Here is an 18644-nt window from a genome sequence, read left to right as displayed (position 1 = left end):
TCCCGCAGCTTTTTGATTTTATCAGCCTACTGTGTTGGTTAATGTTCCAATCGGCTCGATGGTGATGTGTACCACGTCACCGGATTGTAATGTAAAATCGGATGATGGAACAATCCCCGTACCTGTCATCAGGTATGCGCCTTGCGGGAATGCCATTTCGCGGTAAAGAAAACGTAGCAGCTCCTCCGGTTTACGCTTCATTTGCGACAATGCGACTTCTCCATTAAAAACCTCCTCGCCCCCGCGCACGATCGACAGGTCGATCACGGTATCGGCACCGAGCTGCTCTTTGAATACATACAGACAAGGCCCTAGCGCCGCGCTGCCGGTGTAGGACTTGGCCTGCGGCAAATACAACGGGTTTTCTCCCTCTATACTTCTCGAACTCATATCGTTACCGATGGTATAACCTACCAATGCGCCTTCGGAAGTGGCGAACAAAGTCAACTCCGGTTCGGGCACGTCCCAGGTTGAGTCTTTGCGAATGCGGACGGTACCATGGTGGCCCACCACACGCCAGGCAGTCGACTTAAAGAATAATTCTGGGCGTTCTGCTTCATACACACGGTCGTAAAAACTCCCTCCGCCTGCTTTTTCGGATTCTTCCATCCGCGCCGTGCGGCTTTTGAAATACGTCACACCCGAAGCCCATACTTCCTGGGTACCGATAGGCGCCAACGCCTCGGGCATTGGGAAATCGTCGCTGAACGTCAATGCGATAAGGCTTTGCGACTGATCTTCCAGCCATTCGTACAGGTTGTTCCGGTTCACGACAACGTCCCAGTCGGTCTCGTGGAGGCGATAGAAAATGTCCTCGTTTTCAAGGAGGATACCATTTTCGGTCTTATATAACTTCATGAAATGCAGATTTTGGTTTAGCCTGAATAAGTCCCCCAGCGGGCGTCTTTACTGATGAATACGGGCAGGAAAGTGTTTCAGGCCACTGAAAATTGCGGGAAAATGAATGCAGAAGTGACTAGCCGCGCCAGAGACGGCGGTCGATGGGAATAGGCTCCTGGGCGATAAGTTTGACGTCGGCAAACAGTGGATGATCGGGATGCAGAATGATGTTTGAAGAAAAGGGCACGATCACCGACGGAATGCCTACCGCGAGTACATCGGGCTTAATGAGCCAGTCTTTAAGCCAGAATTGTGTGCGTCCGTAGGTTTTGTCCTGCCAGAAATCGGGCAGGTCTTTTCGGGCATAATGCCGGATATCGTCAGGAATCTCAATGGAAGAAAGCCAGTATTTGGGAAGGTCCTCGTAACGCACGCCTGGTGCATGGGCGAGGGTTTCTACAAGGCCGAGTTCAGGAGTGGAGGTGGTATATAGTACTCCAACGCCTTTCGGGTTCCAGCGAGCGCCGAATAGCCTTGCACCCTCGGTAGAAAGTGCGTCGTGCCGGTATTTTTCGCGGGTGATCCTGTATACCAATGGCATATGTGGCGCAATCAGGCTGGTAAACCATAATCCAGACGCCCCAGTACATTATCCACCAGCCCAAAGCCCGTAACGGTGTCCATCATTTGCAGCGGCGACTGGTCGTTCAGCTCGGCGACCGGCGTTCGCAGCCAATGCCGCACTATATTTTCTTTGCCTTCAAAAGTATCGAGCGCATGAATAAGCACATTCCGGAGAAGCAAAAGCCGCTCGGAAGCGTCGGTACCAAGCCGCTTTTCGCCCTGAATGCGGTGCAGGTTACGGGGCGTCATGCCCAATATGTACGCGACCTCGTTGTCCGTCAGACCGATCAGATCCGAAACTTCATCGGCAACGGAGCGCAGAACGCCCTCGCGCGATGTTTTGACGACCGCATATTCGGACGCTGGCTGCTTACCGTATGGGACAAATTCCTCCTCGAAAAACCGGACGGGTGTTGACATAATGCTTTTCAGTGAAGTATGTCACTAAGTTAAGTGACATACTTCACATTTTCAAATCTTATCCCTCAAAAACTCCGCCGTATAATTTCCTTCGAGTTTCACCATTTCCTCCGGCGTGCCGGTGAAGGTGAGCTGTCCGCCGTTTTCGCCGCCTTCGGGACCGAGGTCGATGATCCAGTCGGCGCTTTTGATGACTTCCATGTTATGTTCGATGATGATCACGCTATCGCCTTGCTCCACCAGTGCATTAATCGCTTTAAGGAGCTTTTTGATATCGTGGAAATGCAAACCGGTGGTTGGTTCGTCGAAAATGAAGAGTGTTTTACCTTTGTTGGAAGAGCCTTTGCCGAGGAATGAGGCCAGTTTCACCCGCTGCGCTTCGCCTCCGGATAGCGTGTTTGAAGATTGACCCAAACCTACATAACCGAGCCCTACTTCCTGCAATGGCAGCAGTTTATCAGCCAGTTTCGGCTCAGATTCCCTGAAAAATTCGATGGCTTCATCCACCGTCATGTCCAGGATTTCGGCAACGTCTTTGTCCTGATACTTTACTTCTTGCACTTCCTGCTTGAAACGCTTGCCGTTACAACCCTCACACGTAAGATAAATATCGGCCATGAACTGCATTTCGATCTTCACCTGGCCCTCGCCCTGGCATATTTCGCAGCGGCCGCCATCGACATTGAAGGAGAAATGCGAAGGTTTGTAGCCGCGCGCCTTAGAAAGTGGTTGTTCCGACATCATCTGCCGGATATAATCGTAAGCTTTAATATAGGTAACCGGGTTCGAACGCGACGATTTCCCGATCGGGTTCTGGTCGATCATTTCAACCGCTTCAACGCGGTCGACGCTGCCGGTAAGCTCGTCGAACCTGCCCACATCCTCGCTGAACTCGCCTTTGAGGCGCATTAATGCCGGGTAAAGTATTTTCCGGATCAATGTAGATTTCCCCGAACCACTCACGCCTGTGACGACGGTAAGGTTATTCAAAGGTATTTTGACATCCAGCTCTTTCAGGTTGTTCTCCCGCGCCCCCTTAATTTCAAGAAAATGCAAAGACTTTCTCCGAACGGAAGGCACCGGAATAGAATCGTTCCCCAGCAAAAAGTCCAAAGTATGGGACTGCACATTTCCATCCAGAATATCAATCACCTCCTGACTACTGCCGCGCCCCTGACCATTCACTTTCAACACTTCAATATCACCCTGGTTGCCTTGAAAAACGACATGCCCGCCACCGGTGCCCGCTTCGGGACCAATGTCGATGATCTGATCCGCAGCATGCATTACCTCTTCCTCATGTTCCACCACGATCACGGTATTACCCAGGTCGCGAAGTGATTCGAGCACGCCTACGAGCCTTTGCGTATCGCGCGGGTGCAAGCCGATACTCGGTTCGTCGAGAATGTACATCGAGCCCACCAATGCACTTCCAAGCGAGGTCGCCAGCTTGATACGCTGGAACTCGCCACCGGATAATGTGCTCGTCAACCGGTTTAATGTAAGGTAACCAAGTCCGACACGGTTCATATAATCCAGTCGTGACTCGATTTCCGTCAGGACGCGCCGCGCGATCTGGCGGTCGTGGTCACCGAGGCCGAGCTGTTTGAAAAACTCCGAAACGTCCTGGATCGGCATTAGTACCAGATCGGTAATGGATTTGCCGCCGATTTTGACATATGAAGCGTCCTTCCGCAAGCGCGAGCCGCGGCAATCGGGGCAGGTAGTGCGCCCGCGGAAGCGCGAGAGCATCACGCGGTATTGAATTTTGTGCGTCTGGGATTCGAGTTCCGAAATGAATTCGTTGATCCCCTGAAAATACTGGTTACCCGTCCAAAGCAGCTCTTTTTGGGCCGGAGTGAGGTCTTTGTAAGGCCTGTGGATCGGGAAATCGAATTTCACGCCGTTGCGGACGAGCGGGATCAGCCATTCGCCCATTTTCTCGGTGCGCCAGGGCGCGATGGCACCGTCGTACACCGAGAGGTTTTTGTCGGGAATGACCAGATCGGGGTCGATACCCAATATTTTTCCAAAACCTTCACACCTTTTGCAAGCGCCGTAAGGGTTATTGAAGCTAAACAGATTGACGGTCGGTTCTTCGAAAGTAATACCGTCGAGCTCGAATTTATCGGAGAAAACCCTTTTCTCACCCCCTACAATATGCACGGTACACGTTCCTTCTCCTTCGAAAAATGCGGTTTGTACAGAGTCGGAGAGGCGGTATTGCGTGTCCTCGTCGTTGTGCCGGACGGCGGCGCGGTCGATGAGGATGAAAACCTGGTTGCCGGCCTGCGGAAAATGGTCTGGTTTTTCGAGAATATCTTCGATCGAAACCACTTCATCATTCAGCACAATGCGATTATAACCTTTGGAAAGCAATATGGTGAGTTCTTCAATTTGCGAACGACCGTCGCGGATGAGCAATGGGGCGAGGATCATCACACGCGTGCCCTCGTCGTGCGCGAGCATGTAGTTCACGACGTCGGTAACCGAGTCTTTTCTGACAATTTCCCCCGAAACCGGCGAATAGGTATGCCCGATACGCGCAAAAAGTAATTTGAGATAATCGTAAATCTCTGTGGAAGTACCCACAGTCGACCGCGGGTTACGGGTATTTACCTTTTGCTCAATGGCAATAGCCGGTGAAATGCCTTTAATGTATTCCACTTCCGGCTTTTCCATCCTCCCGAGGAATTGCCGCGCATAGCTGCTGAGGCTCTCCACATACATTCGCTGGCCCTCTGCGAACAGCGTATCAAAGGCGAGTGACGATTTCCCGGAGCCGGAAAGGCCCGTAATGACGACCAGCTTGTTGCGCGGGATCGCCACATCTATGTTTTTCAGGTTATTTACTCGGGCACCTTTGATCAGAATATATTGTCTCGGATCCAGTTCATCGAACTGATCGGCCTCGATCCGGGGCACAGCTAATTGCATCATAGCGGGGTTATCGATGGATGATTGATATTAGTTTGAATGATGATGTGATACTATTATAACCAAAAGCCGGGGCATTTAGTTTTCTTTGAAAACCTGGCCCGCTTTTTCAAATTTCATGCCGCTTTTCGCAGCCTCTTCAAATATCGGGTCGGCGAAATGGCCGAAGTTGGGTACGTCTGACATGCAGTCGGTCAATGCGATCGTCTTTGCGGCTAATGCCGGTGCATATCTGACAATCTGCCGGATGCTCGTTGCGACGCAATGCGAGCGTGCTTCACCGGCGATCAGCACCTGATCGTACTCATTTAATTCTGCCAAAAAACGTTGATCAAGTTCAGTTTCAGGCGCATTAGCCACTGGTACCTGGGCTTTAAATACCCCGAAATGCTCGGTCAACGGGTTGATGCCTTTCGAAACCGTGCGGTAGTCGCGGCGCGTGCGGTGCGCCCACGCGAGCACCGCATGCATGAGGGTATCGTCGATAGCGGCACCTTTGGAGCCGACAAGGCAATGCTCCGGCCAGATGAAATGCTGGAATTCGCCTTCGGTTTCGAGGGTTTTCAGGTATTCCAAAACATATTCGGGCTGGTAGCGCGGTACCCATTTGCCCGCTTCCACCGATTTACTGGAAATCAGTGTAAATGGCGCGACCGTATTGCCGTTCTGATCTTCCCAGAATAGCGGATGGGCAATGTCGAGCACCTTGTGCGTATCGAGGGTAAGGAATATCGCATCGATTTTATCGCCTTCGAGCGAAATAAGGTTGGCAATACGCTCCACGTCCTTTTCGGCGCCCGGCACGTATAAAGTGCCGTCTGGATTACAGAAATCGTACTGGGCGTCGATGATCAGCAATGCGGTTTTTTTCATGGTCAAATGGTGTGTTTATAATTCGATTTCCTGCGGCAACTCCATTTGCCGCGCGTACATTTTGGAACAGAGGCTGAAAACCAGCTGCAACATCCGGTTTGCGTCTTTAATATAATCAATGCGGTAGTCCTCATCGAGTTTGCTGAGGCCGTTGAGGATTACCTGTGCCTTTTTGGCAATGTATAATGCACAGGTATCGGCACGGGAAGAGTAGGTCCGCAGAATATCCGAGTAACTTTCCAGAAAGGTATTGAGCAGGAAGAGATTGAGTTCGATGCCGCCGATCTTGTCCTTGGTCACTTTCACATGATAGGCAATGTCGCCGCTTAATGTGCGCATGTCCATCAGCACCCATCCGGGCGTATTCTGGTTGAATTTCGATGTCCGCACGATCCTTCCCATGAGCTCTTCCCGTCGCTCGGGAATGGTAGCACTGTCCTCGATGAGTTCGAAATGGAGCCGGTCGCTCAGGGTTTTGTCTTTCGTGATCAGTCTCAGGAGCAGTTTATCCTTTTCTTTGGCAGGCATTTGGATAATCGCCTTTTTGAGCTGTTCTGGTAACGCCATTCGGGTGCTTTTAATAACTTTTCGTTTAATTCCCGGCTCAACCGCGTAACTTTATGGCTCTTAAAACGGCCGGGAAGCTTTTACAAAAATATAAAATACACATTATGATTTCAGTGGCTATGTGTACCTACAACGGGGCAAAGTTCCTGCCCGAACAGTTGAAGAGCATTGCTGATCAGACGGTTTCGGTGGACGAATTGGTTGTTTGCGACGACAGATCGAAGGACGACACGGTTGAAATCATAAAATCTTTTGCCGCTACCAGCAAATTCCCCGTACGCATCCACGTGAACGAGCAGAACCTCGGTTCGACGAAAAATTTTGAAAAATGCCTTTCGCTGTGTGAAGGCGACGTTATTTTTTGCTGCGACCAGGACGACCGCTGGCGGAAAGATAAAGTACAGAAGCAACTCGCGTTCCTGAATGCTCGCCCGGACCTGGATGCGGTGTTCAGCGATGCCGACAAAATCGACGATTATTCACAACCGGCGGGTGGTACCATTTGGGAGGAAATTGAATTCAATGGTGCGCAGCAGCAGCTTTGGCGAAGCGGCAAAGCACACGAAATCCTTTTCAAGGGTTTTATAGTGACCGGCGCCACGCTGGCGATCCGGAAATCGTGCCTCAAACGGCTGATGCCTTTCCCTACCCACGTGCCCGACCTGATCCACGACGCCTGGATAGCCATGGTACTGAGCCTGGAAAGCAAAATAGATTTTATTCCCGAACCGCTCGTTTCTTACCGCATTCATTCCAGCCAGCAGGTTGGATTTGGCAGCAAAATCGAGAAGGTGCAGTTCTCCGAACGTTTCAAGCGTGACCGGAAGCAGAAACTCGCCCCACTCGAAGAAAAAGGCAAAAAACTGCATGATATGTATTTGCTCCTGCTCGCGCTTCCGTTCGTCCCGAAGGAGAAGCTTACGAAGCTGGACCTCTCGCAAAAGCATTTTTACACCCGCGCGGCCCTACCCGAAAACCGTTTAAAACGAGTGATACCGGTGCTGGACCAGTTGGTACGTGGCCATTACGGGTTCAGTAGCAAGGACTGGTGGCTTCCGTTGGTGGGCGATTTATTGGAATAACAAACCGGATGATTTTTGAAAATGGCTGAAAATAAGTCGTTGGTGGCGGTGGTGATACCTGTATATCAGGCAAGTATGACGGATGCGGAACAAATGTCGTTGCGGCAATGCATGAAGGTATTGGGTAATTACCCGGTGATCGTCGTGAAACCGGAAGCGCTGGACCTTTCGGCGTTCTTGCAAGAATATCCCTCGCTTACCTTCCAGTCGTTTGATAACAGCTTTTTTACGGGAGTCGATGCTTACAACCGGCTCATGGTTTCCATTGATTTTTACAAAACTTTCACCGCCTACGAATACATCCTCATTTACCAGCTCGACGCATTCGTTTTCCGCGACGGGCTGAAAGAATGGTGTGCCAAAGGTTATGATTATATCGGTGCGCCGTCGTTGCACCAGCCGGAATTCGATAAACTTCCCGCGGAGGCCGCCCAGGATTTCGCAAATGCATTATCGACCCACCGTGTCGTGTTGAACGGCGGCCTTTCGTTGCGGAAGATTCCTTCTTTTTTACGCTATTTAAAGATTTATAATATCTTTTATCCAACCTGGAAAGGCAATGAAGACATGCTTTTCTGCCAGGAAGCGACGCGACTGAAACCGATGAAGATTTTTATGAACTTGCCGGAATGGCGGGAAGCATTGGATTTCGCATTTGAGAAAAGCCCGGCGGCAAGTTATGAGCTCACGCAGCACCGCCTACCTTTCGCCTGCCACGCCTGGGAGCGCTACGACCCGGCTTTCTGGGCGCCGTTTATCACTGTAAGCCAGTGACTTTCTGCGTTTAACAATTTTTAACAAACTATCACAGGTTTTAGGACGTTCTTGCAGATATTTAGGTTAAACCCAATATCACCATGCATTTCAAATTGCTTTCGGCCAGTTTTGGAGCCATTTTGCTATCCATCCATACCAGCTTCGGGCAAGTTACAGAGAACCCCAAAGTAGAAGAATCGTCGGTTCCCTATGTGAAAATCAAGAGGGTGGAGCTGACGGACGCCAACACGGTTATTTATCTCCAGTTTATCGAGCCCAAAAAGCAGCAACAGCCGCAGTTCCGTTCGCAGCCACGCTCGTCGCCATTCCCGGACTCGCGTGTTCCGCAGTTTCCGCAGCAAGGCATCGGCCAGAGCCAGATCTGGCTCGATCCCGAGACCCGGCTTTACAAACCCGGCGAAATCGATAAAAAATTCAAGTTCATCAGGGCGGAAAACATTACTACTACTACTAAAACCAGCGTCGCGAACGGCGATACCGTCGATTTTGTAGCCTATTTCGAAAGACTTACACCGGGAATCGAAGAGTTTGATTTTTATGAGGGCAGAAGTTCCGGAGGCAACCAGTCATGGAATTTTTACGGCATTCGCGTCAGGAATCCTTTGAAAAAAGATGCCGGGAAATCGGCCAAACCGGTAGCGAAAGCCACGGCACCGCCGGCCAGGACGCCAACGGCCAAACCCGCTGCAAAGGCGCCTCAAAAGCCGGCACCCGTGAAGAAGGAAGCGGAAATGGCCATTCTGAAAGGCACGATTTTCAATTCGAAAACCAAAGAACCGATCACGGCGCAGCTCTCGTATATTGAGAGCGGCGATACGCTGCAAATCCGGTCGTCCTCGGGAAAATACCGCGTGGGCGTGGATGCGGGCGAGAAATATAACTTCCGGGTGATGGCGCGCGGGTATTATGGAACGTCGTTCAGCCTCGCGCCGGGCGATTCGTCCGGGAAATCGTTCGATCATGATGTATACCTGACGCCGCTGATCGTAGGGGAGACGATCCTGCTGCCCAATATCTATTTTGAAACCTCCCAATACACTTTACTTCCGGAGTCGTTCGAAGAACTGAACCGCCTGGTGGACGTTATGCGCGACAGCCCGACCGTCAAGATCCGCGTCGAAGGCCATACCGATAATGTAGGCGATTTTGACAAAAACCTGGAACTCTCACGCAAGCGCGCGGAGGCGGTGAAAACTTACCTGCACGAACAGGGCATTGAAAGCAGCCGCATTGAAGCGAAAGGCTACGGCGGCACGCGCCCGATCAAAAAAGGCAGCGAGGAGGAACGGAAGAAGAACCGCCGGGTGGAATTTGTGATTACGGAAATGTAGGGTGCCTGCGGCGTCAGGAATTGTCAGGTGTAGTCGTTAGTAGTCATTTGTGGTCAGGCGTTGTCATGGAGGAAATTCTCCTCCTGACTAGACATGACCACAAATGACCACACCTGACCACACCTGACTACACCTGACTACATCTGACTACATCTGACCACAAATGACTACACCTGACAGTACCGTTACCGCGCCTTGATAATATTCGTAAACTCGCGTGATTTCAACGACGCGCCGCCTACGAGGCCGCCGTCGATGTCCGGTGAGGCGAAGAGCTCGGGTGCACTGGCGGCCGTAACGCTTCCGCCGTAAAGGATCGAAATTTCGTCCGCAACTTCCGCACCATATTTCGATGCGAGGTGCGCGCGCAATGCCGCGTGCATTTCCTGCGCTTGCTCAGCCGAAGCCGTAAGACCCGTTCCGATCGCCCAGATCGGCTCGTAAGCGATTACCACCGATTTCAATTGCTCTTCCGAAAGGTGGAAAAGGCTTTCGGTGATCTGGTTTTTTACAAAACCGATATAATCTTCATTCTGGCGCTGTTCGAGCGACTCGCCGCAGCAGAAAATAGGGGAAACACCGAAAGAAAGTGCCGTATTTACTTTTTCGGCAAGCAATGCGTTGGTTTCGTTGAAATACTGACGGCGCTCGCTGTGGCCGATCAGCACATATTGTACACCGATCGATTGCAGCATTTGTGCGGAAATCTCACCGGTGAATGCACCCGAAACTTTATCGGAGCAGTTTTGAGCCGCCAATGCGAAGTTAGGCTCGGTCTCGATATATTTTTGAATCGTAGTAAGGTAAATCGCAGGAGGGCAAAGGATGATTTTAGCGTCATTCCGGACCTCGTCTTTGGCCATATTAACGAGTTCTGAAGTAAGCGCAACTGCTTCATCCAGAACCTTGTTCATCTTCCAGTTACCGGCAACAATTTTTTTTCGCATGAGAAAATTTTTATTGTGGGAAAAAGTCATTTTACGCAACAAAAGTACCATATTTTCCTCATTTGCATGATTATATATCTGTGATCAAAAAAATGTCAAAAAGTTTGCACATATCGAGATTTTTTTGTGTTTTATTGATGTAAAATCAACTATTTTTACTTGAATTCACCGATTGGGATGAATTCGGCACTTAACGTACACCGAAGAATATAAATAAGAACACAAGTCATTTATAATCAACGTGGTTTTTGCAATGTTATCAACGGAATCAGAGACTTAGCCATTTAAAGAAAGGAGGCCACGATGAAAACGTCTAAGTGGTTTATAGCAGCGATCATACTTTTTACTCACACCCTGACATTCGGCCATTCCAGCGACGTACCCCCTGTATCAGAGGAAAAGTATGGTTACTTTTTAGATAAAAACCATAAAACAGCACGCATCCCGTTCGAGCTGCATTCCAACCTGATATTGCTTTACGCGAAAATCAACGACAATGATTCGCTGCGGTTTATCCTCGACACGGGCGTTAGTTCCATTATCATTACCGATCCGAATATCCTCAAAGCGGACAAGCTGCGTATGACCCGCAAGGTGAACCTCACGGGAGCGGGCGAGGGCGCATCCATTTCCGCGCATGTGGCGATCGACAACCGGTTTTCGATGGGCAGGCTCAAAGCCAACCACCAGAATATCGTGATCCTCGAACAGGACTTCCTGCGCCTCTCCGAGTATGTGGGCGTGCCTGTACACGGGATTTTCGGGTATGAAATCTTTAACAACTTCGTCGTAACGATCGATTTTGCCAAAAAGGAAATACTCCTGATGCGGCCCGACCGGTACAAGTACAAAACCAGTAAAGGCGATAAACACCCGCTCATTATCGAGGATACCAAGCCATTTACGGACGCTGTGACACTCTTCGCCGACGGTCGCGAGCACCCGATCCGCGTGCTGATCGACACCGGTGCCGGGCATGCATTGCTTTTGAACAATACCCGCAAGGAAACCTTCCGCTTGCCGGAAAAAGTGATCCGCGCACAACTCGGCCGTGGCCTGAACGGGGTTATCAATGGAAACCTGGGGCGGGTCGACAAAATGCGCCTGGGCCGCTTCGAGCTCAATAATGTGGTAGCATCCTTTCCCGACAGCATTGCATTCGGCTCTAAAATACGGGCCGGGGCCGAGCGACAGGGCAACATCGGTTGCGAACTACTCCGCCGTTTCAAAGTCACATTCAACTATGGCGAGCGCTATATGGTGCTCAAACCGATCAAAAGCCGCCTGCGCGAGAAATTCGAGCATGATATGAGTGGCATGGAGATCCGGGCCGAAGGAAAGGATTTGCGTAGTTACATCGTCAATCACGTTGTAGACGATTCCCCGGCAGCGCGGGCGGGGTTGGTGGAGGGCGATCAGCTTTTGTTTATCGACGACCACTCTGCCTCGGAGCTCAATGTGAGCGAAATATACAAGCTTTTGCAGCGCGGCGACGGGAAAAACGTGGACCTGCTTGTGAAACGGAAAGGCGATATTTTCTTCACCCAGGTCACACTGCGCAGAATGATTTAGTACTTTTGGCCAAACAAAAACCCGGCCATTTGAAACGCTTCATCATCACCGAAGACGGCTCGCATTCATTGTTCAGCGCGCAGTTTAATCAGCAATACCATTCCTTGCAAGGTGCCCTGAGCGAATCGGAGCACATTTATATCAACCTTGGTTTGAGGCCGGCCCTTGAAAACGGGCCGGTTTCTGTTTTTGAGATGGGTTTCGGAACAGGGTTGAATGCATTTCTCGCGTGGAAACTGGCCGATCAGCTTCAAAAACAGGTTTTCTATACTTCCGTGGAAGCATATCCCGTTTCGCCACTGGAAGCTTCGCAGCTCAATTACGAAGAAGCCACGGGCGAAAAAGGTTTTATGCAGCTGCATAATGCGGAATGGGGTAAGGAGGTAACTATTTCTCCTTTTTTTAACCTGCGAAAACAAATAACCACTTTGCAGGACTTCACGCCGGATCGGTTTTTTGACATCATTTTCTACGACGCATTCGATCCTCGTGCACAACCGGAACTCTGGACGGCAGAAATTTTCACCAAAATAGCGGCCCTAACGAAGCCGGGAGGCGTATTAGTAACATATTCTTCCAAAGGCATCGTTAAGAGGGCGCTCGCCGCCGGAGGATTCAAGGTGGAGCGGCATAAAGGCCCGGGCAGAAAGACACATGTTCTGAAAGCCATCAAACTCTGACATTCATTAGCATTAATACAAATATGAATTACCAAAGCATTATCAGCCAGGAACTGAAAGAAGCACAAGCCGTTCTCGACAACTTCCTAAGCGACCCGGAGCAAATTGAAAAGATCGAAAAAGCGGCCGGGCTGATGGCCGACGCAATAATCCATAATGGCAAGATACTTTCCTGCGGTAACGGCGGCTCGCATTGTGACGCCATGCATTTCGCTGAGGAGCTCACCGGCCGCTACCGCGACAACCGCCGCGCATTACCCGCCATCGCGATCTCCGATGTGAGCCATTTGAGCTGCGTCAGCAATGATTTCGGATACGAATATGTGTTTTCAAGGTATATCGAGGCATTGGGTCAGCCCGGCGATGTGCTGCTGGGACTGAGTACCAGCGGAAATTCCGCCAATATCATCCGCGCCGCCGAAGCCGCGCGGGCGAAAGGAATGAAAATTATTATCATGTCGGGAAAAGACGGTGGCAAGCTCGCGGGCGTAGCCGACATTGAAATCCGCGTGCCGCATTTCGGTTACGCCGACCGTATTCAGGAAATCCACATCAAGGTCATCCACATTTTCATGCTGCTGATCGAAAAAATGGTGCTGAGGGATTGACGCGTCTCCGGTAACGCGACGTAAGAGTTGGTCAGGACGTTGTCAAGAATAGTCATTTGTAGTCAAGTGCTGTCATTTGTCGGGGGAAGTTTGTTTATTGAGAAACAATCAATTCAATTCCTGACCATTTTTGACCACATTTGACTAGCCCTGACACCCACCCACGTCACCCATCCAGCAGACCCGTACCATCATGAACGTCCGTCCATCCGCTATCATTCTCGACAACGACAAGATCCTCACATTGCGCTATTGCTATGGCGAGAAGGAAGTATTTGCATTGCCCGGCGGTAATCCCGATCCCGGCGAATCGCTTTCCGACGCATTGGCGCGGGAGTTGATGGAAGAATTGGGCGTGGAAGTGGAGGTTGGAAAAATGGTGTCCTGCGGCGAGGTAATCTGGCAGGAAGTGCGGAAAGAGACGCTCCACATGGTATTTAACGCAAATATAACAAATGGTACCCCGGCGCTCGATCCTGTGCATACTACCGCACTCGAAATCGTGTGGCTGCCGGTGGCATCGCTTGCTTCCAGGCATTTGTATCCCAATGTCGGCCCGCAGATCGCCGCATTCTGCAATGAATCTTTGCATTCGGGACATATCGGGGTGATCGACCAACCCTATGTGCGCTCATAAACACGTTAGTTGGGGTCAATACTTCTTCGTTCGTTTCTATAAGACAGAAACATACCGTACTTTTGCGTTTTTAACAGGCAGCAGCGTAAATGGAAAACGAAAAGAAGGAGAAATTATCCAACTTCTTACTAAGACGGGCGGAGCGGGATGTATTGTCAAGAGGGCGTTCCATTTATAGCAGTGGCGGCTTAAAAGTTTCCAAACTCGATTATAATGGCCCCGGTAATGCTGAGTTCAAGGTCAAAAGCGACTATTCGATCCAGTACTACCAGATTTTCATCCGCGATTTTCTCACACCGCAGATAACCACCGAATGCTCGTGCCCCGACAAAGCCGGGTTGTGTAAACACCGTGTGGCCAGTATTTTGTACATTCTCGACAAAATGCCGACGATCAAGCAGGTTGTCCACGAAATGGCCAACACGACGATCGAGTTGCAGGAAATCCGCGAAATACAGTTGCGCGGCATGGTACTTGATGAAACCTGGCAGAACCGCGAGAATGTGGGACCGGTGGAAATTGTATCGGCCAAGGAAGGCGAGGCGGAATGCCAGGTGACGGATAAAGGGCAGGAGTACCTGACCACTTTCCGGCGCGTGAAAGGTACCCGTCAGATCCAGACTTCCTGTACCTGCAACCAGAAACTCTGGGTACCACTCTGCGAACACAAGCTAGCCGCATTGCTGAAACTCCGGGAAGAACTCGGGGAGAAAGCATTCGAAGTAATGCGTGACCTGACCGTCGAAAAAAGTAACCTGCTGGCCGAATACGGCTATTCCCTGGAAGATCAGTTTAAAGATAAATTCGAGTTCCGGCTCGATGAGGACGGCGGGCTGCATTTGATTAAGCTCGATCCGGCGATTCAGAAAGTCGGTGCCTACCAGGACTGGCAGTCGTTGCGCGACCGTATATTGCCTGCGCAGGAGTCGTCATTTGCTGTGACGCTGACAGACAACGGCCAGGACGACGAGGACCGTGTTTCCATTTTTGTTTTTTGGCCCAAAGGAAAAAACCATCTGCTGGATATCGGTTTCGGCGTTTTTTCGGTCAAATTCAGTTCCAAATCTGAGAAGGTTACCAACATCCGTAACATTGCCGGAGGTTCGAGCCACTATTATAATGCGGATGAAATTCCGGTGCTCACCGAATCGGACGCGCGCCTTGTGCGCATGGCGAAGCATTGGGAGGAAGGTTTGCAAAAATTCATCCGTAAACAAGGCTGGGCTTATAATGCGTATCTGCATTTCGATGATGTGGAGGCCGATCAGCGTTATGAGGCCCGCAATTACGTGGGCAAGCAGCTTACCCGCGTTTTCAACGACCTCGATGGCGACCGGCTTTTCCTCGCCGACGGCGATTACGTGACCAGCAATCACCAGCTCACGCAGCTGGAATTGCACCGCGAGCCGGTCAAACTATTTTTTGTGCTTACTGAGGACAAAGAATTCATTACCCTCAATCCTTACGTCGAGATAAAACCAGGCACGCCGCTGGAATTGCAGAAAGTGGTGTCGCTGGATAGTTTCTGGCTGGGCATTTACAACGAGAAGACTTTATTCCGCTGGGCGGGCATCAGCGAGGCCGAAATGGTCGCCTACCTGAGCCAGAATGGATTTAAAATACGCATTAAGAAAGATTTTGGCGACGATTTCCTGAAAGACTGGATCATACCGGTTTCAGAAAAATTCGACGTGATTTTCCAAACCCGCCACGAAATACAAACTTCGCCGCTGGCTTTCCAGAAGCCTAAGTTTTATCTGAAAGAAGACGAGGCGAACCTGCTTATCGTGCCGTCATACGTATATCTGGAACAAAACGGCAAAACGGAGGAGCTGGAACTGCTACACGACCAGCGCCGGACGCGAACCAGCTTCGATAACAACCAGATTACCATGCTGGAACGCGATGTTCAGGCTGAAAATGCGGTTTGGGACTGGACAAAAGCATTGCACCCGGGCTTCGAGCATCAAACCGGCCAACCGTTTTTCTATGTTCCGTTTGAACAGGTGATGAAAGATGGCTGGCTGTTCAACTTCGTGGATGCCGCCAAGAAAAAGCATTACGAGATTTTCGGGTTTAAGGACCTGAAAAAAATGAAGTTCAACCCTAACCGCGGGACGGTGAAAGTGCATACTTCGTCGGGTATCGACTGGTTCGACATGAAAATCGAGATCAGTTTCGGCGATCAGACCGTATCGTTGGCCGACGCGAAGAAGGCATTGCTTAAAAAGCAGAACTATATTCAGTTGCAGGATGGCTCCCTGGGCGTACTGCCCGACGAATGGATCGCGAAGCTGGAACCGCTCATGCAATTTGGCCGGGTGAACGACGATCAGATCCATTTGTCTAAAATTCATTTCTCGCTGATCGACGAGCTCGTTTCCGAGATCGACAACGAGGATGTGTTCCGCGAGCTTTGGGAGAAGAAGCAGAAACTGCTCAATTTTAAACAAATCCCGTCGGTAGCATTGCCGCAGAACATTCAGGCTACGCTTCGCCAATACCAGGAAGAAGGTTACAAATGGCTCCATTTCCTCGATGAATTCCAATGGGGCGGCTGTCTGGCCGACGATATGGGTTTGGGGAAAACCCTGCAAATGCTGACCTTCCTGCAAAACCAGAAAAACCTCGATCCGGAACATACGAACCTTGTCGTAGTTCCTACCACGTTGATTTTCAACTGGCAGGCCGAGGCGGCCAAATTCACGCCGGATTTGAAATTGTACGTTCACAGGGGCATGGCAAGAAGGAAAGACATCGAGTTTTTCCGCGAATACGACATTATCCTTACCACTTACGGTACTATGCGTAGCGATGTGGAGCTGCTGCGCGGGTTTGATTTCAACTACATTATTCTCGACGAAGCCCAGGCCATTAAAAACCCGGATTCGCTCACGTCCAAGGCCTCGCGCCTGCTTCGCGCACGCAACCGTCTGACCATGACTGGTACACCTGTGGAAAACAATACATTTGATCTGTACTCGCAGTTCGAATTCCTGAACCCGGGCATGCTAGGCCACGCCGACTTCTTCCGGACGGAATATGCGACGCCGATCGATAAGTACCAGGATAAGGAAAAAGCGGCCGAGTTGCGCAAGCTCGTGTACCCATTCATGCTCAAACGCACGAAGGAGGAAGTAGCGACCGATTTGCCCGATAAAACGGAGACGATCCTGTTCTGCGAAATGGGCAACAAGCAGCGGAAGGTTTACGACACGTTCCGCGAACGCTACCGCCAGGAAATCGCCGAGAAACTCGCGACCGAAGGCCTTAACAAGAGCAGCTTCCTCATTCTGGAAGCGTTGCTGAAACTGCGCCAGATTTGCGATTCGCCGTCCATTTTGTCGGGCGATGAAGATTTTGGCAATGAATCGGCGAAGCTGGAAGAAATCACCCGCGAAATCGAGGAAAATGCTTCAAATCATAAAATATTGATATTCAGCCAATTCTTGGGTATGCTGGACCTGATCCGCAAGCATCTGGAAAAAATGAATATCCCTTACGAATACCTCGACGGGCAGACCGTGGACCGCGCCGGACGTGTGAACCGTTTTCAGAACGATTCGACTTGCCGCGTGTTCCTGATGAGCCTCAAAGCGGGCGGGGTAGGGCTCAACCTGACCGAAGCGGATTACGTTTACCTCGTGGATCCGTGGTGGAACCCGGCCGTAGAACGCCAGGCGATCGACCGTACGCACCGGATCGGCCAGACACGCAAGGTGTTTGCCTATAAAATGATTTGTAAGGATACCATTGAAGAGAAAATTCTGCTGTTACAGCAGCGCAAGCAGGACTTGGCGGAAGATTTGGTAGGCGGGGAGTCCGGCTTTATCAAAAAACTGAGCCAGGAAGATATTATGGGGCTTTTCAGCTAAAATCAATTGGGAGCTAAATTACTGAATCGGATACTGGTTCAGTAATTTAGCAGTTTGCCGCTCGCGGAAATGTGCAATAGCCTTTGGTTGACCAATCGGGCGGCAGGTTCCGATTTCAGGGAATCGGCAGATGCGAATTCGAATGTCTGTGAATCGGTCAGAAGCTCACCTTCGTATTGCGATTCCGAAATGGTTCCGTTTGCCGGACTGAGCGGTGAAGAATTGTACATTTTTTCTACACTGTCCTGCTGGGCGGTTCCATACCGGGCTTCTTTTTGCATTACGCACAGGACCAGTAAAACTGAGGCAATTAGAAGTGTTATTCCATTTTTCATGTCAGGAGATGCCTATTTTTTAGGGTTCTAAATCAGACAACACTTCGACAAAGAGCAAATTTCGCGCCAGAAGGTTGGAACAACGTTTCGGCGAGTGACAAAAAAAGCCCGTTTCCGTTTAGAAACAGGCCTTTTTTAAATATTCCAATACATTACTGGACTATTGCTGTGAATTCAATCTCAACGAGATAGTCAGGCGAAACCAGCTTGCTGATCTCGTAGATACCTGTGGTGGGTTTAATCTCCCCAAAATAGGCGCCATGTGCGCGTGCGATGTCCTCGAAAAGGGTAATGTCGGTCGTAAAAATCCGGGTGCGAATCACATCCGCCAGGCTCGCGCCCGCATCTTCCAGCACTTTCGCAATGCGTTCGATGATATTGTTTGTCTGAGCATAGGCGTCATCGGCCTTCACTTTTTCTCCATCCACGATAGCCACCGTCCCGGCGACCTCCACGATATTCCCGATCCGAACCGCCCGGCAATACCCCATTTTGTCTTCCCAAGGGGATCCTGAGAGTATATTTTGTCTTGACATATT

At 50.5% G+C, this 18644-nt stretch carries 17 protein-coding genes; 8 read left to right on the top strand and 9 right to left on the bottom strand.

All coding sequences use genetic code 11. The features are described 5' to 3' along the window. Positions 1-21: 21 nt before the first annotated feature. The 6 genes from BMW93_RS12610 to BMW93_RS12585 form a co-directional block, all read right to left on the bottom strand. Entirely contained in the window at positions 22-858 is an 837-nt protein-coding gene (locus BMW93_RS12610; protein WP_090376077.1) for a fumarylacetoacetate hydrolase family protein, read from the bottom strand. A gap of 118 nt (positions 859-976) precedes the next feature. After that, positions 977-1441, bottom strand: a complete 465-nt coding sequence (locus tag BMW93_RS12605; RefSeq protein WP_090376074.1) for an RES family NAD+ phosphorylase — start codon at positions 1439-1441, stop codon at positions 977-979. An 11-nt stretch (positions 1442-1452) separates the two neighbouring features. Continuing rightward, a complete protein-coding gene (locus tag BMW93_RS12600) occupies positions 1453-1884 on the bottom strand; it encodes an antitoxin Xre/MbcA/ParS toxin-binding domain-containing protein (protein WP_090376071.1) in 432 nt (143 codons plus the stop codon). A gap of 51 nt (positions 1885-1935) precedes the next feature. Continuing rightward, complete coding sequence (gene uvrA, locus BMW93_RS12595) at positions 1936-4824, bottom strand: excinuclease ABC subunit UvrA (RefSeq protein WP_090376068.1); 2889 nt, start codon at positions 4822-4824, stop codon at positions 1936-1938. A 75-nt stretch (positions 4825-4899) separates the two neighbouring features. Next, a complete protein-coding gene (locus tag BMW93_RS12590) occupies positions 4900-5694 on the bottom strand; it encodes a cysteine hydrolase family protein (RefSeq protein WP_090376065.1) in 795 nt (264 codons plus the stop codon). A 15-nt stretch (positions 5695-5709) separates the two neighbouring features. Beyond that, positions 5710-6261, bottom strand: coding sequence for a hypothetical protein (locus BMW93_RS12585; protein WP_090376062.1), 552 nt, complete (start codon positions 6259-6261; stop codon positions 5710-5712). Between the two features lie 53 nt (positions 6262-6314). Here BMW93_RS12585 and BMW93_RS12580 point away from each other — a divergent pair, with 53 nt between their 5' ends. From BMW93_RS12580 to BMW93_RS12570, 3 genes are all read left to right on the top strand, one after another. Continuing rightward, positions 6315-7343, top strand: a complete 1029-nt coding sequence (locus tag BMW93_RS12580) for a glycosyltransferase family 2 protein (RefSeq protein WP_229240399.1) — start codon at positions 6315-6317, stop codon at positions 7341-7343. A 21-nt stretch (positions 7344-7364) separates the two neighbouring features. Then, complete coding sequence (locus BMW93_RS12575) at positions 7365-8117, top strand: DUF5672 family protein (protein ID WP_090376059.1); 753 nt, start codon at positions 7365-7367, stop codon at positions 8115-8117. 83 nt (positions 8118-8200) lie between these two features. Then, complete coding sequence (locus tag BMW93_RS12570) at positions 8201-9451, top strand: OmpA family protein (RefSeq protein WP_090376056.1); 1251 nt, start codon at positions 8201-8203, stop codon at positions 9449-9451. A 185-nt stretch (positions 9452-9636) separates the two neighbouring features. Here the strand turns inward: BMW93_RS12570 and tpiA are convergent, their stop codons facing one another. After that, on the bottom strand, positions 9637-10398 hold the full coding sequence (gene tpiA, locus BMW93_RS12565) for a triose-phosphate isomerase (RefSeq protein WP_090376273.1): 762 nt from the start codon (positions 10396-10398) through the stop codon (positions 9637-9639). A gap of 303 nt (positions 10399-10701) precedes the next feature. On the opposite strand from tpiA, the gene BMW93_RS12560 reads away from it, so the two are divergent. The 5 genes from BMW93_RS12560 to BMW93_RS12540 all read left to right on the top strand — a co-directional run bounded on the left by BMW93_RS12560 (position 10702) and on the right by BMW93_RS12540 (position 17770). Beyond that, positions 10702-11970 (top strand): aspartyl protease family protein, encoded by a 1269-nt coding sequence (locus tag BMW93_RS12560; protein WP_090376054.1) that lies wholly within the window; start codon positions 10702-10704, stop codon positions 11968-11970. Positions 11971-11999: 29 nt separating this feature from the next. Next, positions 12000-12650 (top strand): tRNA (5-methylaminomethyl-2-thiouridine)(34)-methyltransferase MnmD, encoded by a 651-nt coding sequence (mnmD, locus tag BMW93_RS12555; protein WP_229240398.1) that lies wholly within the window; start codon positions 12000-12002, stop codon positions 12648-12650. A gap of 23 nt (positions 12651-12673) precedes the next feature. Next, positions 12674-13258, top strand: a complete 585-nt coding sequence (gene lpcA, locus BMW93_RS12550) for a D-sedoheptulose 7-phosphate isomerase (protein WP_090376049.1) — start codon at positions 12674-12676, stop codon at positions 13256-13258. 193 nt (positions 13259-13451) lie between these two features. After that, complete coding sequence (locus BMW93_RS12545) at positions 13452-13895, top strand: NUDIX domain-containing protein (RefSeq protein ID WP_090376046.1); 444 nt, start codon at positions 13452-13454, stop codon at positions 13893-13895. A gap of 89 nt (positions 13896-13984) precedes the next feature. Further along, positions 13985-17770: a DEAD/DEAH box helicase gene (locus BMW93_RS12540; RefSeq protein ID WP_090376043.1), complete on the top strand. Its 3786-nt coding sequence runs from the start codon at positions 13985-13987 to the stop codon at positions 17768-17770. 38 nt (positions 17771-17808) lie between these two features. Here the strand turns inward: BMW93_RS12540 and BMW93_RS12535 are convergent, their stop codons facing one another. Both BMW93_RS12535 and BMW93_RS12530 read right to left on the bottom strand, forming a co-directional pair. Continuing rightward, complete coding sequence (locus BMW93_RS12535) at positions 17809-18051, bottom strand: hypothetical protein (protein WP_229240396.1); 243 nt, start codon at positions 18049-18051, stop codon at positions 17809-17811. 206 nt (positions 18052-18257) lie between these two features. Then, the gene (locus tag BMW93_RS12530; protein WP_090376037.1) at positions 18258-18641 is read right to left on the bottom strand and encodes a RidA family protein; all 384 of its coding nucleotides are present in this window, start codon (positions 18639-18641) and stop codon (positions 18258-18260) included. Positions 18642-18644 lie beyond the last annotated feature (3 nt).

The organism is Dyadobacter sp. SG02 (assembly GCF_900109045.1).
Lineage (GTDB): Bacteria > Bacteroidota > Bacteroidia > Cytophagales > Spirosomataceae > Dyadobacter.
This window is presented reverse-complemented; position numbering and strand designations above follow the sequence as displayed.

Excerpts from the sequence above, each read along its gene's own strand:
- BMW93_RS12610 (WP_090376077.1), bottom strand. The coding sequence starts at position 858 with ATGAAGTTATATAAGACCGAAAATGGTATCCTCCTTGAAAACGAGGAC.
- BMW93_RS12605 (WP_090376074.1), bottom strand. The coding sequence starts at position 1,441 with ATGCCATTGGTATACAGGATCACCCGCGAAAAATACCGGCACGACGCA.
- BMW93_RS12600 (WP_090376071.1), bottom strand. The coding sequence starts at position 1,884 with ATGTCAACACCCGTCCGGTTTTTCGAGGAGGAATTTGTCCCATACGGT.
- uvrA (WP_090376068.1), bottom strand. The coding sequence starts at position 4,824 with ATGATGCAATTAGCTGTGCCCCGGATCGAGGCCGATCAGTTCGATGAA.
- BMW93_RS12590 (WP_090376065.1), bottom strand. The coding sequence starts at position 5,694 with ATGAAAAAAACCGCATTGCTGATCATCGACGCCCAGTACGATTTCTGT.
- BMW93_RS12585 (WP_090376062.1), bottom strand. The coding sequence starts at position 6,261 with ATGGCGTTACCAGAACAGCTCAAAAAGGCGATTATCCAAATGCCTGCC.
- BMW93_RS12580 (WP_229240399.1), top strand. The coding sequence starts at position 6,315 with ATGGCTCTTAAAACGGCCGGGAAGCTTTTACAAAAATATAAAATACAC.
- BMW93_RS12575 (WP_090376059.1), top strand. The coding sequence starts at position 7,365 with ATGGCTGAAAATAAGTCGTTGGTGGCGGTGGTGATACCTGTATATCAG.
- BMW93_RS12570 (WP_090376056.1), top strand. The coding sequence starts at position 8,201 with ATGCATTTCAAATTGCTTTCGGCCAGTTTTGGAGCCATTTTGCTATCC.
- tpiA (WP_090376273.1), bottom strand. The coding sequence starts at position 10,398 with ATGCGAAAAAAAATTGTTGCCGGTAACTGGAAGATGAACAAGGTTCTG.
- BMW93_RS12560 (WP_090376054.1), top strand. The coding sequence starts at position 10,702 with ATGAAAACGTCTAAGTGGTTTATAGCAGCGATCATACTTTTTACTCAC.
- lpcA (WP_090376049.1), top strand. The coding sequence starts at position 12,674 with ATGAATTACCAAAGCATTATCAGCCAGGAACTGAAAGAAGCACAAGCC.
- BMW93_RS12545 (WP_090376046.1), top strand. The coding sequence starts at position 13,452 with ATGAACGTCCGTCCATCCGCTATCATTCTCGACAACGACAAGATCCTC.
- BMW93_RS12540 (WP_090376043.1), top strand. The coding sequence starts at position 13,985 with ATGGAAAACGAAAAGAAGGAGAAATTATCCAACTTCTTACTAAGACGG.
- BMW93_RS12535 (WP_229240396.1), bottom strand. The coding sequence starts at position 18,051 with ATGCAAAAAGAAGCCCGGTATGGAACCGCCCAGCAGGACAGTGTAGAA.
- BMW93_RS12530 (WP_090376037.1), bottom strand. The coding sequence starts at position 18,641 with ATGTCAAGACAAAATATACTCTCAGGATCCCCTTGGGAAGACAAAATG.